At 53.7% G+C, this 16,045-nt stretch carries 13 protein-coding genes; 4 read left to right on the top strand and 9 right to left on the bottom strand.

What is annotated here, in order from left to right; genetic code table 11:
* Positions 1–96: 96 nt before the first annotated feature.
* From K355_RS0102880 to K355_RS0102845, 8 genes are all read right to left on the bottom strand, one after another.
* Positions 97–1,392 (bottom strand): adenylosuccinate synthase, encoded by a 1,296-nt coding sequence (locus K355_RS0102880; RefSeq protein WP_022730609.1) that lies wholly within the window; start codon positions 1,390–1,392, stop codon positions 97–99.
* A gap of 35 nt (positions 1,393–1,427) precedes the next feature.
* Positions 1,428–2,594: an ATP phosphoribosyltransferase regulatory subunit gene (locus K355_RS0102875; RefSeq protein ID WP_022730608.1), complete on the bottom strand. Its 1,167-nt coding sequence runs from the start codon at positions 2,592–2,594 to the stop codon at positions 1,428–1,430.
* Positions 2,595–2,748: 154 nt separating this feature from the next.
* Positions 2,749–3,930 (bottom strand): phosphoserine transaminase, encoded by a 1,182-nt coding sequence (locus K355_RS0102870; protein ID WP_022730607.1) that lies wholly within the window; start codon positions 3,928–3,930, stop codon positions 2,749–2,751.
* A gap of 175 nt (positions 3,931–4,105) precedes the next feature.
* The gene (locus tag K355_RS0102865) at positions 4,106–5,977 is read right to left on the bottom strand and encodes an SLC13 family permease (protein WP_022730606.1); all 1,872 of its coding nucleotides are present in this window, start codon (positions 5,975–5,977) and stop codon (positions 4,106–4,108) included.
* 274 nt (positions 5,978–6,251) lie between these two features.
* Positions 6,252–7,076 carry a PhzF family phenazine biosynthesis protein gene (locus K355_RS0102860; protein WP_022730605.1) on the bottom strand — a complete coding sequence of 275 codons (825 nt, stop codon included), beginning with the start codon at positions 7,074–7,076 and terminating at the stop codon, positions 6,252–6,254.
* A 61-nt stretch (positions 7,077–7,137) separates the two neighbouring features.
* On the bottom strand, positions 7,138–8,571 hold the full coding sequence (locus tag K355_RS0102855) for a pyridoxal phosphate-dependent decarboxylase family protein (protein ID WP_022730604.1): 1,434 nt from the start codon (positions 8,569–8,571) through the stop codon (positions 7,138–7,140).
* Positions 8,571–9,536, bottom strand: a complete 966-nt coding sequence (locus K355_RS0102850; RefSeq protein WP_022730603.1) for a threonine dehydratase — start codon at positions 9,534–9,536, stop codon at positions 8,571–8,573. The genes K355_RS0102855 and K355_RS0102850 overlap by 1 nt, the downstream gene beginning before the upstream one ends.
* 117 nt (positions 9,537–9,653) lie before the next feature.
* Positions 9,654–9,938, bottom strand: a complete 285-nt coding sequence (locus tag K355_RS0102845; RefSeq protein WP_022730602.1) for a DUF1127 domain-containing protein — start codon at positions 9,936–9,938, stop codon at positions 9,654–9,656.
* 79 nt (positions 9,939–10,017) lie between these two features.
* Between K355_RS0102845 and K355_RS0102840 the strand changes: the two genes are divergently transcribed.
* The 3 genes from K355_RS0102840 (at position 10,018) to K355_RS0102830 (ending at position 14,857) form a co-directional block, all read left to right on the top strand.
* Positions 10,018–11,460 (top strand): aminotransferase-like domain-containing protein, encoded by a 1,443-nt coding sequence (locus K355_RS0102840; RefSeq protein WP_022730601.1) that lies wholly within the window; start codon positions 10,018–10,020, stop codon positions 11,458–11,460.
* Positions 11,461–11,712: 252 nt separating this feature from the next.
* Entirely contained in the window at positions 11,713–14,097 is a 2,385-nt protein-coding gene (locus tag K355_RS0102835) for a Lon protease family protein (RefSeq protein ID WP_022730600.1), read from the top strand.
* Positions 14,045–14,857, top strand: coding sequence for an SPOR domain-containing protein (locus tag K355_RS0102830; protein WP_081649439.1), 813 nt, complete (start codon positions 14,045–14,047; stop codon positions 14,855–14,857). Before K355_RS0102835 ends, K355_RS0102830 begins: the two co-directional genes overlap by 53 nt.
* Before the next feature lie 24 nt (positions 14,858–14,881).
* Here K355_RS0102830 and K355_RS0102825 read toward each other — a convergent pair whose 3' ends face one another.
* Positions 14,882–15,190, bottom strand: a complete 309-nt coding sequence (locus K355_RS0102825; RefSeq protein WP_022730598.1) for a DUF5818 domain-containing protein — start codon at positions 15,188–15,190, stop codon at positions 14,882–14,884.
* Positions 15,191–15,336: 146 nt separating this feature from the next.
* On the opposite strand from K355_RS0102825, the gene K355_RS0102820 reads away from it, so the two are divergent.
* Complete coding sequence (locus K355_RS0102820) at positions 15,337–16,032, top strand: GGDEF domain-containing protein (RefSeq protein WP_022730597.1); 696 nt, start codon at positions 15,337–15,339, stop codon at positions 16,030–16,032.
* Positions 16,033–16,045 lie beyond the last annotated feature (13 nt).

The raw sequence follows: 16,045 nt of genomic DNA, 5'->3' as shown, positions 1-16,045 counted from the left end.
GGCATGGCTAAGCGTGCCAGCAAGTCTTTCATCTAGAACGCAAAAAGCCACCAGCGAGACTGGTGGCTTTTGCAGTGCATGGCACAAATCTTAATATTATCCGCTGAACGGGTCGTGCACCAGAATGGTATCGTCACGTTCCGGGCTGGTCGAAAGCAACGCAACCGGTGCTTCAATCAGCTCTTCAATACGACGGACATATTTGATCGCCGCTGCCGGAAGGTCGGCCCAGCTGCGTGCCCCCATCGTGGTATCTGACCAGCCTTCGATGCTTTCATAAACTGGTTTGGCTTTGGCCTGCAGACGCTGGTTTGCGGGCAAATGATCATAGATCGTGCCATCAATGTCATAGCCTGTGCAGATCTTGATTTCTTCAAACCCGTCAAGAACGTCAAGCTTGGTCAGCGCAATACCGGTAATGCCGTTGACCTTGACCGACTGACGGACAAGTGCGGCATCAAACCAGCCACAGCGGCGTTTACGACCGGTCACAACACCGAACTCATGACCACGTTCGCCAAGACGCGTACCGTGTTCGTCAAATAGTTCGGATGGGAACGGACCTTCGCCAACGCGCGTGGTGTATGCCTTGGTGATCCCAAGAACATAACCAACACCCGATGGCCCCATGCCTGAACCAGCAGCCGCCTGCCCAGAAACAGTGTTTGATGAGGTCACAAACGGATACGTGCCGTGATCAATATCAAGCATCGTACCTTGCGCACCTTCAAACAGGATACGCTTCCCAGCTTCCTTGAACTGGTTCAGCGATTTCCAAACCGTGTCAGAAAACGGCAGGATTTTCGGTGCGATTTCTTTAAGCTGTGCCAGCAACTCGGCGCCATCGACTTCCGGCTGGCCCAAACCGCGCAAAAGCGCATTGTGATGGGTCAGAAGGTTTTCGACCTTGGCTTCAAGCAAATCCTCATCGGCCAGATCACCAACACGGATCGCACGGCGACCAACGCGGTCTTCGTATGCCGGGCCAATACCACGACCGGTCGTGCCGATCTTGTTGTCACCCGAAGCCGCAGCTTCGCGGGCACGGTCGAGGTTGCCATGCAGAGGCAGGATCAGGCAGGCATTTTCAGCCACACGCAGGTTTTGCGGCGAAATATCCACGCCCTGTTCTTTCAGGCGCGCAATTTCGGTCAGCAATGCCCACGGATCAACAACAACACCGTTGCCAATCACTGAAAGCTTGTTCTGACGCACAATGCCTGACGGCAGAAGGCTCAGCTTATAGGTCGTCCCGTCGATCACCAAAGTATGACCGGCATTGTGACCACCCTGGAAACGAACAACAACGTCGGCGCGTTCTGACAGCCAATCGACGATCTTGCCTTTTCCTTCGTCCCCCCACTGGGAACCGATCACGGCAACATTGGTCATCGCAAAACTCCTTGTGCGATAGAGATTTCGTAAAGTTACGCGCTTAGCGGCACGACTTGGCCACCAAGGTAAATATAATCACAGCCCATACGGCGCGCCTCAACGCGTGCGCCGTCCTCTGTTTTGGCTTCTGCCGCCCCTTCAAGGGCGGCAACCGTGTAATGACCATCCAGACGCAGCTGACGTGCTTCGTGCTGTGGCGTTCCAAGCGGAAGGTAAACACGCACGATCGCGTCACCATCCGGCAAGCCGCGCAGGATACTGTCCATATAAAGCGACATACCGGTTGCGGCTTCGCCGGAAGCCCCCCCGGCACGGTAACGACCACCCCGGCCAATTTCACCACGAACATTTTTGGCAAACAGGGTAAAGCTGACGCCGGTTTGATACCGGAAACCGGCCATTTCAACCGGATCAATCGTCAATGCCGCATCAAGCCCGGATGCCAGAACGCGTTCGGCAACATCAATCAGGCGATAAAGCTCATCAGACGCGCCAAGCGGCAATTCGAGTTTTTTAAGTTTTGGCAATGCGGTTTTGGCAGGGCCTGCCGCCTCAAGCAAGGCCACCAGAACATCTGTCACCTTGCCATCAATCCCCTTAAGGGCGGCGACATCACGACGCTCAAGCGCCTCAATGAGCGCCTCACGCTGATCGCCCTTAACGCCAAAGGCATCAAACAGACGTACGGGCAAAGTCGGCAAATTCAGGTCAACCGAAACAAATGGCACATTGATGCGATCAAGGGCTTCGAGGGCCAAAAGAACAATCTCGGTATCGGCTGCGGCACTTGATACGCCAATCAGTTCGGCACCAACCTGGGCGAACTGACGTTCCGGACGCAAATGCGATCCTTTGATCCGCAGAACATCACCCGAGTACGACAGGCGCAGCGGACGCGGTGCATCAACCAATCGGGTTGCAGCAATTCGACCAACCTGCGGGGTCATATCGGACCGGACACCCATCATGCGGCGTGATTCGGGATCCATAAGGCGAAATGTCTGGGTGGAAAGTTCGGGGGCAGCACCTTCAAGAAGGCTTTCCTCGAACTCGACCAACGGGGTTTTCACCCGGTCATAGCCTGCATGAGCCAAACTGGCCATCAGCTTTTCACGGATTTCAGCTTCCCGTGCGGCGGTTCCTGGCAGGACATCCTGCAGGCCGGCGGGCAAAAGTGCTTTCCTGGCGAGTTCGGTCATTTTGTGTGCTTTCCGGACTGGGCGCGCAAATTCAAGTTGATGGCAGCCTGATCTTGGTCATGGCTCACTATCCGGTAGCGGTTACTACCGCTTTGTGCCGGACAGGGCAACGGGGAAAAGTCCTAAAACGCAAATAATACGTACGAAATACGTCTTATCCAGTCTGAATTTCAGCTTTTACAGACAAATATGCCCAATCAAGCCATGGCAAAAGAGCCTTTACATCGTCGGGTTCAACCGTTGCCCCACCCCAAATTCGCAAGCCCGGGGGCGCATCGCGATAGCCATTGATGTCCATTGCAATGTCTTCGGCTTCCAAAATCTGTGAAATGCGCTTGGGCAAGGTTGCTTGCTGGTCATCAGACAATGACAACGCCCACGGATCGACGATTTTGATGCACATCGACGTGTTTGACGCCGTTTCCGGGTCCGCTGCCAGGTCTGCGGCCCAGTCGCTAGTCGCCAACCAAGCATCAAGATACGCACGGTTCGCCCGAGTCCGTTTCAAAAGACCCTCAAGTCCACCAATGTCCTCAGCCCATTTCAAGGCATCAATCGCGTCTTCGACCACAAGCATCGACGGGGTATTGATGGTTTCGCCCCGGAAGATGCCATCAATCAGTTTCCCGCCCTTGGTCATGCGGAAAACTTTTGGCATTGGCCAGGCTGGCACATGACTTTCAAGACGCGCGACGGCACGCGGGCTCAAGATGATCACACCATGACCACCCTCACCGCCCAGAACTTTCTGCCAGCTATAGGTCACAACATCGAGTTTATCCCACGGCAGTTCCATAGCAAAAATCGCTGACGTCGCATCGCAAATGGTCAACCCTTTGCGATCATCGGCAATCCAGTCACCATTGGGCACACGTACCCCAGCGGTCGTTCCGTTCCAGGTGAAAACCACGTCGCGGTCAAAATCAACTGTATTGAGATCGGGCAACGTGCCGTAATCGGCCTCAAGAGTTCGGACATCCTCAAGCTTCAGTTGCTTGATCACATCGGTGACCCATGTCGCGCCAAAGCTTTCCCACGCCAGCATATCCACACCGCGCGCGCCAAGCATCGACCAAAGCGCCATTTCCACCGCCCCGGTATCGGACGCGGGCACAACGCCGAGCAAATAATCATCAGGAAGGTTCAGGATTGCGCGTGAACGGTCAATGACCTCTTCCATGCGTTGTTTACCCAGCTTCGAACGATGTGAACGACCGAGCACGGTTGTCTCAAGCGCATCTGCGGACCAACCGGGACGCTTTTTACACGGACCCGATGAAAAGTTCGGACTGGCAGGACGAAGGACGGGCTTGGCGTTTACAGCATTCTGGGCCATCGGCATATTCCTGAGCAAGAAGAACGATCTGGATGGATTATTTCAGATCAAATTACGGGGCTGATCCTATTGAGACGAAGGCAAAAGTCAAACGCCATCACCACAAACGGGCCAGCCAAATTTGCATGGCTGACCCGGGTAGTCATTGAGGGTTGCTATTGCGTGAAGCCCCAGATCAAAACGGGATACCGTAGTACCAGGGCGCAAACAGGCTGAAGGTCACCCAAAGCAGTATAATCAAGGGCGTCCCGGCCTTAAGGAAGTCGATAAAGCGATAATGCCCCGGCCCCATGACAAGCAGGTTGGTCTGATAGCCAACCGGGGACGCAAACGAACAGTTTGCAGCCATTACCACGGCAATCGCAAACACATGCGGGGGCACGCCAAGTTGCTGTGCCATACCGATTCCAATCGGGGTAAACAACACCGCACAGGCATTGTTTGACAACACATTGGTAAAGGCTGCAACGATTAGGAAGAACAATGACAAGATCACAGGGGCCGGTGCACCACGCGTCGCGGCAAGCAACTGATCAGCTACAAATTCCGCACCACCGGTCATTTGCAAGGCATTGCCAAGCGCAAGGGCGGCGGCAACCATCAAAACAATCTTGCGATCAATCGCACGCGATGCCTGACGCAAATTAAGCGCGCCTGACGCAATCATTAATCCCGCACCGATAAAGCTTGAAATCATGATCGGGACAATTCCCGTCGCCGCCAAGGCAATCACAGTCAGGAAAATCGTTGCCGCACGACGGGCGTGGAACGGGCGGGGCAAGGCACGTGTTGACCATTCCAGCAACACCACATCACGGATTGTGCGAAGTGCCTCGACATCTTCGGAACGGCCCTGCACCAGCAAGACGTCACCGGCCTCAAGCCGGATTTCTGTCATCTGGGTGCGGATCATACGGGACCGGCGCTGAATGCCCAAAACAAGGCATTTGTACTGATACCGGAAACCGATCTGCTCAAGGTTAAAACCAATCAGGCGCGAACCAGGCGGCAACATGACCTCGGCCAGAAGCTGGGTCGACTTTTGCGGTGTGTCCTCGCCACTATCACTGACCGCTGCGGCATCAGCATGCAGCAAACCGGGGTCTTTTTGCAGCGCTTCTGTAAGGGCCTTGCGCGTGGCGGCCACCACCAAAACGTCACCTGCCTGAATTTCCATGTCATCTTCGAATGGTGGCAAGTCGGCATGTTCGCGGCGCACGATCATTTGGATGGTGATGTTGGGCAAGTTTTTAAAGAACCCGGCAACCGGACGCGTTCCGATCATTTGCGATGCAGGACCGACCGTGATTTGGGCAATGAACTGTTTGCCACTGCTATCAGGGTTGGCAAGCTTGCTGCTCATGGAGGCCAGTGCCGGCAAAAGTCGCGGCGCAACGAACAAAACATAGGCAAAGCCGACCAGAGCCAACACACTGCCTATGACGGTGAACTCAAAGAATTCAAGCGGCGGCATGCCCAGTTCAATCAACGAACTCGACACCAAAAGGTTGGTTGATGAGCCAATCAGGGTGGTCATCCCGCCAAGGATGGCCGCGTAGGATAGCGGTATCATAAGCGCACTTGGCGATCGCTGAATACGCTCGGACAGCGCCTGAATGATCGGGATAAAGATAACGACAACCGGGGTATTATTCAGGAATGCCGACATCAACATCACAACGAACAAGCCGATAAAGATGGCCACAGCGGGCTGCTTGCCGCCATGTTCGGTAATGAGACCGGCGATATAACTTACCCCACCGGTCAGAACCATGCCCTGCCCGACCACGAGCAACGACAGCACTGTCAACAATGCCGGATTGGCAAAGCCGGACATGATGGTTGCCGCCCCCATCATGTTGTCGCCATTGGCATCGGCAAGTGGGAAGAAGTTGAAGAACAACAACAGGGTCGCGATCAGCGCCATGCTGGTCAGTTCGAGCGAAATACGCTCCAGCCCATACAGAACAAGCGACCCAGCAACAAGTGCCAGAACCACCCACATCTGCATTGGTGTTGCAGAACTGGCGACAACACTTTCGATCACGATCTATCTTCCCCTGCTATTGCAAACCCATGCGGTTTCAGACCAGTGGATTTTCCCGTCTGGCCCTGCCGCAATCATCGTATTTTCCCATTACTTAGACGAAAGCCCCATACCGTGGTCAATAAAAAACAAACCGAAACCAGCGCAATGCGGATTAATCGGTAGTCGCACGATTACCAAAATACAGGTAAATCCTCACGATATCCGCATCAAAAAACGGGCACCCTCACTAGATGCCCGTTTCGCGAAATTCATATTCGACATTCTCAACCAATTAGGCTGGAACGGTGATTTCACCTTTTAGGTACAGCATCGCCTCCCCCGTAAGATGCACCCGATCACCAACCACCTTGCAGGCAACGACACCACCACGTGCGGATGCCTGATAACCGACAACATCGTCCTGACCGAGCTTGTCTGCCCAATACGGTGCGACAACACAGTGCATGTATCCCGTCACCGGGTCTTCGTTGATGCCAATGGCCGGCACGAAATAGCGTGAAATCATATCAAGCCCGGTCTTGTCCCCCGGTGCCGTCACGATAACCCCACGATCAGCAAGCTTGGCCAAGAGTGACATATCGGGCGTCATCGAACGAACAATCGCCGCATCGTCATAAACCGCAACAAGATCAGTATCGCGACTTGCCACGCCAAATGTTTCCATCGGCGTATCGCCACCAAGGGCCGCAATCACATCATCTGCGATTGTTTCTGGCACAATCGGCTGTTTTGGAAAGTCCAGAACAATGGCATCTAAATAACGGCGGGCAGTCAGAATGCCGCTTTTGCTTTGAAGACGGACAATATCGCCCTCAAACCCAAGCTGATTAAAAATCACATAGGCGCTCGCAAGGGTCGCATGCCCGCACAACGGAACTTCAACTGTCGGAGTGAACCAGCGAATGTGAAAATCTGCTCCCCCTGCCGTAACCGGCACGAAAAACGCCGTTTCCGACAGATTGTTTTCCATTGCGATTTTCTGAAGCACGTCATCAGGCAACCATGTCGACAGCGGCACAACAGCCGCCGGATTACCGGCAAACAAAACGTCGCTAAAGGCATCAATCTGATAGATGGGCAAATTCTTGGTCGTCATCGTCACTTCCTGAAACAGTACTGTTTTCCGATATATAGCAGCCTATTATAACACCGCAGCATTACAACACAGCGTCAATTGCCTGCTTGATAATGACAAGATCATAGTCCTGCGTCCGCCAATTGCTAAATGCCGCGCGAAAACCAAACCGCCCGCCATATACCGTTGGCGTGAGGAACAGTTTACCGCTTGCATTGATCCGCGCGAGCAAGGCACGATTGTCATCATCCGATCCAAGACTGGCAAACATTGTGACATTCAATTTGGGCTCGGCAAGCAGTTCAAGCTTTTCATGGGTTCGAACCCACGCGGCAAGATCGGCTGCCTGGTCACAGTTTGCACGAATGATCCCGGCAAATCCTTCGCGGCCATAGGCCTGCATCGACACCCAAAGCGGCAAGGCTCGGAACCGACGCGAATTTTCCACCCCGCGGTTGATATACATGTTGCCTTCGGCCTTGGTGTCGAGATACGGCGCAAACGCCCGGCAGCATTTTTCCAAAACGCCGATATGACGGGTCAGGAAAATTCCGCAATCATAAGGAACGTTCAACCATTTATGCCCATCGGACGTAATCGAGTCTGCCCGATCAAGGCCCGCCAAAAGGTGTGACCTCCGATCATCAAGGGCGGCAAACATTCCAAATGCGGCGTCAACATGCAGCCACGCGCCATAGGCCGCACAAAGATCTGCAATGACAGTCAAATCATCAAAGTCCGTCGCATTAACCGTCCCGGACGAGGCAATCACGATTTTACCGCGTGCATCGCTGGCAGCAAGCTTGGCTTTAAGGTCATCAACATCGGTTTTCTCTGTTCCGGAAAGGGTCGCAACCTTGGTAAAGTTGTTCCGTCCAATCCCGGCAATCGAAAGGTCCTTGACCATGCTGGCGTGCGGGCTGGCGGCAAGAAGCTCCAAATCGGGCAAAGCAACCGCACCGTCCGCGTCAATATCGACACCAACTTTTTCACCACACCATTGGCGACCTGTGACCAACCCTAAAAGGTTTGATACGGTGGCCCCGGTTGTTAAAACGCCATCAAATTTCTTTGCTGGCAGGCTGGCAATTTCACACAACCAATTGATGACCTGTTCTTCGACGGCGGCATTTACCGATCCTTCTGGTCCAGTGGCATTTTGATCGATGGCCCCGGCAAGCCAATCGCCGACAAGGGCTGCTGGCGTCGTGCCGCCGGTCACAAAACCAAGATATCTTGGACCAATTGAGGCTGCTAGCAGTGGCAGAATTTCATCCTGCACTGCGCGCAACGCATCGAGTGTGCCGCGACCTTTCTGCGGTAGTGGGCGCGAAGGGTCAAATGCAGAAAAGTCGCGGCATGTCGCATCCATGTCATCCGCGCCTTGAACAAAGCTGTGTGCGACGTCCCCTGTTTGCACAAGAATACGGCCAAGCTTTTCAAGGTCATCAAACATCAGATGACGTGCTGTATCGGCAGTGGGGCTGCTTTCGGCACGGTTTTCGACGCGGTTCATCAGATATCTCCTGCTAGAATTCGGGCATATTCAGCCCGATCAATGTTCGCGCCGGTCAAAATGACGGCGACTTTTTTGCCGATATTGTCGTCGCGCCCGGCAATGGCCGCGGCCAGCGGTACAGCACCTGCACCTTCTGCCACCGTGTGACACGAACTGAAATAAAGTCGCATGGCGTCACGAATTTGTTCTTCACCGACCGTTACAATATCCGCCGCCCCCTTTAGGATGATATCAAGGGCAGTCGGATTCGGACTGCGACACGCCACCCCATCGGCAAAGGTACGCGCAGCCGCCGTTTCAACAACCTTACCGGCCTTAAACGACTGGGCAATTGCATCCGCGCCGCTGGCGACAACACCGATGATTTCAGTCTCAAGTCCAAGGGCATCACGCGCCGTAATCAGCGAACAAATCCCCGATCCCATCCCAACTGGCACGTAAACGCGATCAAGCCCCGAAACGGCATCAAACAATTCAAGTCCATAGGTTGCCACTCCGCGCACAAGTTCGCGATGAAAGGGTGGGATCATTACAAGGTCTTCGTTCGTGGCATGCTTGGCAGCAAATTCAGCAGCTTCCTGAAAATCATCGCCGTGTTCGATGACCTCGGCTCCCCATGCCCGCATGGCGGCATTTTTCTCGATCGAGTTACCGTGCGGCACGACAATGGTCGCAGCCATACCAAAGCGGCTGGCAGCGTGTGCAATGCTTTGTCCATGATTGCCGCGTGTTGCACTGATCACCCCGCGGCTCACATCAACGGAATTCCCCAGATATCGGCAGAATGTCAAACCACCACGGACTTTAAAGGCACCCAGTTTGGTGTGATTTTCATGCTTCACATACAGCGACAATCCCGTTGCACGATCCAGAAGCGGCCAACGTATCGTCGGGGTTGGCGCAACATGCTGATGCACAAAGTCCGCCGCATCACGTAATTCAGTCACATTAAACAAAGACATTGTACCCCTTCAATCCATAACAAGAAGAACATCAACACATGTGCACGCAAAGTACATCGAAACCGGACCGGAACGGAGACACCGGGAGCATGGTGTCTCCGTTCAACGCGGCAGTGGCTAACCGCGCGGGGGGAAATTGGTCCAGTGTGAATGCGACAACTGCCGATCAAGTTCGGCACGCGTCATTCCGATATCCTTAAGCAAGTGATCATCAAGGTTTTGCAATGCCTTACGATCACGCGCACGTTCTTGCAAATGGCGGAACTTCTCGACAACGGAGATGGCAGTGCCAATCATCGCTGAACGCCAAGTTACGGTCTTTACCGTCGTGGGGCCGTTCATCACATTGCGATCATCGACCCCGATATTGGAAATCCGAATTGTATCGTTACAATTTACCATATCCATCTCCTATCGGGTAATTGTCTCGATATTGTTTTGTCATTGACATCGTCATTGTGTCAATTTAAACATTGTCACCATGACAATATGGCTTCCAAACCTTAAAGATGCCGGTGGTCCTGTTTATCGACAGATCGCACAGGCCATCCGCACGGCGGTCGACGACGGCACGTTAAAGCCGGGCGAACGCTTACCCACACACCGTGACCTCGCCTATCATCTGGGTGTTACCGTCGGGACCATCACCCGATCGTATCGGGAAGCTGAAAGGATTGGGCTTGTTGCCGGGGAAGTCGGACGCGGCACGTATGTTCTTGATAACATTCAGGCCCAACTCGACATGGCGGCAACAACGCCGTTACCACCGTCATTTACCAACAACATCGGCCCGATGCGCCATGGCGCGCCGGAAGTCGAAGTCGAAAACACCGGACCAATCAATTTTCGGATGAATTGTCCTCTGCCGCCGCAGAATGATCACTTGCGCAATACGTTGCTTGAAATTGCCCAAACCATGCCGCTTGACGACATGGTTACCTACAAGTCGGAATATGGCATGTCCCATCAGCGCAAGGCTCTTGCCGCTGCGGCTGGGCGACTTGGGCTGGACGACAACCCCGAACGCGTTGTTCCGACTGCAGGCGTTCAGCACGGCATGACCGTGTCGTTGCTGGCAACCATTCGCCCCGGGGATCTGGTTCTCTGTGAAGAAATGACCTATCCGAATTTGCGCAGCCTTGCCAATTTGCTGCAATTTCGTCTGCGCGGTGTTGCAATGGATGACGATGGCATCATCCCGGATGTTTTGGAAAACCTGTGCCGCACACACAGTCCGCGCGCCATCTATCTGATGCCAACCCTTCACAATCCGCTGTGCAGCACCATGAGCCAGCAACGTCGCATTGATATCGCCGAAATCTTGCGCAAATACGATTTGACCTTGATAGAAGACGGCATTTACCACTTCCTTGATCCGAACGCCCCGCCCCCGCTTTCATGCTTTGCACCAGAACGCAGCATCTACCTGGATGGTGTATCCAAAAGCATCGGTGGCGGATTGCGCGTTGGTTATATCCATGCACCGGGCGAACTCATCGGCAAGCTGGCAAGTGCCATCCGCGCAACCTGCTGGATGGTTTCAACCATCAACCTTGAACTGGTGTCGCGGATGATCATGGATGGCAGCCTGCAACAATTTGAAGCATGGCACCGTGAAGAAGCGGCCAAACGTCTTGCCATAATCCTTGGTACGCTCAAAGGATACGACATCCGATCGCACCCGACGAATTATCACATCTGGCTTGACCTTCCTGACCACATTGACCCTGGTGAACTGGTTATGAACGCCGCCAACAGCGGTGTGTTGTTAACCGCGGCACAGCAATTTGCTGTCGGCCCGGTCCCGCGTGGGCTTCGCCTGTGCTTTGGGGCCGAAAAGTCGGTTGAGCGGCTCCGTCGTGGGGTTCAAACAATCGACCGACTGCTTAAAAGTAGCGATTTTGGCAATTCAGTTGTCATGTAATGTGACCTGATGCGGTGTTGTGTGGCGTGGCGTGGACCTTCGGGCGCACCGCGCCCCTGCCATCACGCACTTAAAGCTTGTTGTTTTGGTCTTTCTTTTAATCGCCGCGATCTTTGGGGCGATGATTTTTGTTGTGATAACAACAATTTCTCCAAGCAGCGCTTGACCACTGTATTGCGTTGCTTCCAAGATATGACGCACGGCCTAAAATCCCGTCGCCATTTATTATCTTGGGCAGAAGAAAGTCAGCAGATGCCAGTTTCCCGTCTCGACGCAGAAGATTGCGGTTTCCCGCACTTTCGGATTAGAAGCCCACACAAAGACCAAACGCCAAAGATTTTTGATTTTTCATCGCATTACCGTGCCGCAGAGGCCCTGAAATTCGGGCTTTCCATGCAAGAACCAGGGTTCAACATCTTTGTTCTGGGACTTGATCGGGCCGGCCGCATGACCGCGACGCTTGATTACCTTAACAAGGCCATGGAAGAACGCGCGGCCCCTGATGACTGGGTATATCTAAACAATTTCTCACGTACCAACCGGCCCCGCCCCTATGCGATGGCGGCCGGTGACGGTCACAAATTAATGACGGCGATGGAAACGCTGATTTCGCATCTGCGCGAAGCCTTTTCATCCGCCTTCAATGCCCCGGCACATCTGACCGACACCCAGTCACAAACGGAAGAAGCCCGTGCTCAGGTGCGCGAAAAGTTTGATGCCCTGCGTGAATACGCCCGTGAACGCGACCTTGATGTTCAGGAAAATGAAAAAGGTGTCATGATCGTCGCCCTGAACGAGGAAGGCGAGCCGGTATCGCTTGACGAAATCCCTAAGGAACGCCGTCGCGAGGCCGAAAAATCGTTTGAAGACGTCGCCGAAGAAGCCCGCAAAACCCTGCTTTCGACCCGCGACCTTGAAGAACAAATCGCTGATACCCTTGATAGCCTGCGCCGCGATGCCGCAAAGGTGGTTTTGAAACCCCGCATCAAGAAACTCCGCGACAAATTCACAAGCCCCGGCCTGAAGGCATGGTTTGAAGCACTTGAAAAAGACATCCTTGATAATATTGATGCCTTTGAAGAAGAAAGCGATCAACCCGCCATCGAAAGTGGCGATGGCAAGATCCCCGAAACCGTGGATGATCGCTATGCGGTTAATCTTTTAATCGATCATTCACGCGATACCCACCCCGATGTCGTACTGGAACCAAGCCCAAGCTATGACAACCTTTTCGGGCAAATCCAGTACCGCCCAATGGGGGGTGGGATGCACCCGCATTTCAGCCTGATTAAGCCCGGTGCGCTGCATCGTGCTAATGGTGGCGTTTTGGTTTTGCGTGCTGAATCGCTACTTGAACATGAAGACAGCTGGGGCTACCTCAAGGCAGCCCTTCGTGACCGCGAAATCCGCATTGAAGAAACCCATAAGGGCGGACCACCGACCGCAGGTGCGCCAGAGCCGCGCCCGATCCCGCTTGATCTTAAGGTCGTGATCGTTGGGGCACCGAAATTCTATTACAGCTTCTTCTCGCTGGATGTGGATTTCCGAAACCATTTCCGGGTCAAAGCCGATATTGACGCCGATATGCCGGCTGCGGGTCGCAACATATCGATCTATACCGGACTCTTGCGCGAGTCCGCCTTGTCACGGTCCGGCATTCCGGTCGATAACGGGGCCATTCGCCAACTTCTTGGCCAAGCCGCTCGTTGGGCAGGCGAACGCGACAAACTGACCGCCCAGATCGAACGGGTGGAAGATGTCGGCACCGAAGCCGGCGCACTTGCCAAAACCGATGGCCGTGACAGCATTCGGGCTGCCGACGTGCGCCGAGCCATTGAAGAACGCCGACACCGCAACAGCCGCCTTGAAGACAAATCCCACGAACGCGTGCAACGCAGGGAGATCCTGATTGACAGTTACGGATCAGTTGCCGGTCAAGTGAACGCGCTCACCGTTCTCGACTATGGCGATCACGCCTTTGGTCTGCCTGCGCGCGTGTCTGCACGCTCCTATGTCGGTAGCCTTGGGGTTTTAAACATTGAACGCATGGTGGATATGTCGGGTCCGCTTCAGCAAAAGTCGGTCATGACAATCGAAGGGTTCCTGAAATCACGCTTTGCTCAGCAATTCCCGCTTTCGTTCGCATGTAACGTTACGTTTGAGCAAAATTACGGCGGGATAGAGGGCGATTCGGCATCAATGGCCGAGCTTTGCGCGATCATTTCGTCGATTGCCAACATTCCGATGCGTCAAAACATCGGCGTAACTGGTTCGATGAACCAGTTTGGCGAAGCTCAGCCGGTTGGCGGCATTTCGCATAAGATCGAAGGTTTCTATCGCATTTGTGCCGATCAGGGCTTTACCGGTGATCAGGGCGTTATCATCCCGCAACCAAACGCCGAAAATGTTGTCTTGCGCGAAGAAGTCGTGCAAGCCATCCGTCAGGGAAAGTTCAACATCTGGACCATTGAACACATCAATGATGCGATTGAACTTTTAAGCAGCATGCCATCTGGAGACCGTGCTGACGGGCAATATCCGGCCGAAAGTGTTTACGGTAAGGCCATGGAACGGTTGCGCCAGAATGACATTATATTGCGTGACAGATATGCCTATCCGCCACGGGGCGAGCGTTAAGAAAATGTCAGAACCCACCTGCCATAGACCACCTTATGCGAAACTCGCTTCGCATAACCCTTGCGTGGTTTTATGGCGGGGGTTTCTCAATTTCGGCAAAGCCAGCATAATTTCATTTTCTATGATGACTATTGCCACTCAACACGCGGCCATCGCACAACAAAATTCTGATGATGCACCAATCAGCGGGATTGATGCCATTCCAACAGACATTCCTGTGCATGCCTCAACTGTGCGCGATCCCAAACAGCCGGTAAGCCTGCTGCCCGGAACCATCCCAATCAGCGACTCAGCAGAATTCTTAGAAGAAGTTCCGTCGTTAGCAGCGCAATATCACCAGACAATAAGCGGCACAGCCCCGCGCGCTATCAAGCAAGCCCCTAAAAAACCAAAAGTCTCTTCGGCGCCCCAAAAAACATCGGCAGTCAAACGTCCTGCCCCGGTGCAAACTGTGACAGTCGCAGCCACACCGTCACAATCCGTTGAAAACGCATCGCTTGGCCGGGCAACGGGCCAGTATCAGATACAACTTGGCGCCTTTCACGACACCATCAGTGCGCAAACATATTGGGCCAGTTTTCGTATCCGCTATCCCGACCTGGCCCAATCCCACCCGCGTGAAATCGCCACGGCGAACCTGGGAAGCAAAGGCATTTTTCATCGCCTTCGTCTGGGGGGCTTTCCCAATCAGGTAACCGCCGATGAAAAATGCCGTCAGCTTATTGCTGACGGCACTGATTGTTTCGCCATCCGTCCGTAAACGATGGCGAGGCAAAGTCCCGATTTATTTCGCAGGCACAAGCAAAACGATCTTATCAACAATAAGCGTCGACGCCTCGGTGCAGGTTGTCATCAAGGCTTCATGTCCCGTGACACGAACCTTATCGCCCGGGCGGAATTTCGTTGCCTTGTTCGCCAGCGCATACAATGTGCCATCATCGGCACGGAAAGTTACGCATTCTTGCCCCTGATCCGTAATTTCACCGGCAATGGTGAAATTGTTCTTTTGTATAAATGAACAGGCTGACAATGCCGCTGCGACTGCAAGAATCGCAATTTTCCCTGAAAGCCCTGCCATTAAACCGGTCTTCATTCTTCAATCTCCTGTGTGTGAACGATTGTTCTTCATCACAAACTCTTTCGTGTCGCGTTAAGGTTCTTGTAACGCAGCCAGCTGTAAAAAGGTATTCATCCTTTTACGGGTTTCGCAATCTGATGTCATGGGTTACCAGACGGGTTATGGAAAAGTCGCAAATCGAATTTCTGACAGAACTTGCTGAAGAATTTCAGCAACAGACTGCGATTAACAATCGCGCGACGGAGGAATCCGAGCAAAGCGACGCACTGTCGACGCTGGTTGATCTGGCGCGTGACATGCAAGCCCGGCTGGACCAGCAGCAAAACCGTATTCGCCAGCTTGAGCTAATGGTCGAAACCGACGAACTCACCGGCCTGTATAACCGTCGCGGCTTTATGCGCCGCACCCGCGAAGCTCTTGCCCGCTCTGCGCGCAATGGCGAAAAGGGCCTTATGGTGATCGCCGATCTTGATGGATTCAAACAGGTAAATGACGAGCACGGCCACGCGGCGGGCGACGCAGTCTTGCGCCATTTTGGCCAAAACCTGCGAACTCATACCCGGGCTGATGATTTTGTTGCACGGTTTGGTGGCGACGAATTTGCCATCCTCATGACCGGAAGCGACCCGGATGCCGCAGAAAAACGCCTTAAACAGCTTCAACAGGCAACCGCACGCTTCCCGCTGATCTGGCATGGTACGCCACTTCGTATTCAGGCCAGTTTCGGTTTTTCGGTCTACACCACCAAGAATGATATTTCCGACCTGATAAGCGATGCTGACAAAGACATGTATAAGAACAAGCACGCGGGCCGCGATAGTCAAAAATCCGCCCAAACTGACCATAACGCCGCTTAATCAAGGCTTGGCA

It is taken from the genome of Thalassospira lucentensis MCCC 1A00383 = DSM 14000 (genome assembly GCF_000421265.1).
In the GTDB taxonomy this organism is placed as follows: Bacteria; Pseudomonadota; Alphaproteobacteria; order Rhodospirillales; family Thalassospiraceae; genus Thalassospira; species Thalassospira lucentensis.
The sequence above is the reverse complement of the archived record's forward strand: the minus strand, read 5'-3'. Positions and strand labels throughout refer to the sequence as shown.

Coding starts and splice junctions, on each gene's coding strand:
- K355_RS0102880 (WP_022730609.1), bottom strand. CDS start 1,392: ATGACCAATGTTGCCGTGATCGGTTCCCAGTGGGGGGACGAAGGAAAA.
- K355_RS0102875 (WP_022730608.1), bottom strand. CDS start 2,594: ATGACCGAACTCGCCAGGAAAGCACTTTTGCCCGCCGGCCTGCAGGAT.
- K355_RS0102870 (WP_022730607.1), bottom strand. CDS start 3,930: ATGGCCCAGAATGCTGTAAACGCCAAGCCCGTCCTTCGTCCTGCCAGT.
- K355_RS0102860 (WP_022730605.1), bottom strand. CDS start 7,076: ATGACGACCAAGAATTTGCCCATCTATCAGATTGATGCCTTTAGCGAC.
- K355_RS0102855 (WP_022730604.1), bottom strand. CDS start 8,571: ATGAACCGCGTCGAAAACCGTGCCGAAAGCAGCCCCACTGCCGATACA.
- K355_RS0102850 (WP_022730603.1), bottom strand. CDS start 9,536: ATGTCTTTGTTTAATGTGACTGAATTACGTGATGCGGCGGACTTTGTG.
- K355_RS0102845 (WP_022730602.1), bottom strand. CDS start 9,938: ATGGTAAATTGTAACGATACAATTCGGATTTCCAATATCGGGGTCGAT.
- K355_RS0102840 (WP_022730601.1), top strand. CDS start 10,018: ATGACAATATGGCTTCCAAACCTTAAAGATGCCGGTGGTCCTGTTTAT.
- K355_RS0102835 (WP_022730600.1), top strand. CDS start 11,713: ATGCCAGTTTCCCGTCTCGACGCAGAAGATTGCGGTTTCCCGCACTTT.
- K355_RS0102830 (WP_081649439.1), top strand. CDS start 14,045: ATGACATTATATTGCGTGACAGATATGCCTATCCGCCACGGGGCGAGC.
- K355_RS0102825 (WP_022730598.1), bottom strand. CDS start 15,190: ATGAAGACCGGTTTAATGGCAGGGCTTTCAGGGAAAATTGCGATTCTT.
- K355_RS0102820 (WP_022730597.1), top strand. CDS start 15,337: ATGGAAAAGTCGCAAATCGAATTTCTGACAGAACTTGCTGAAGAATTT.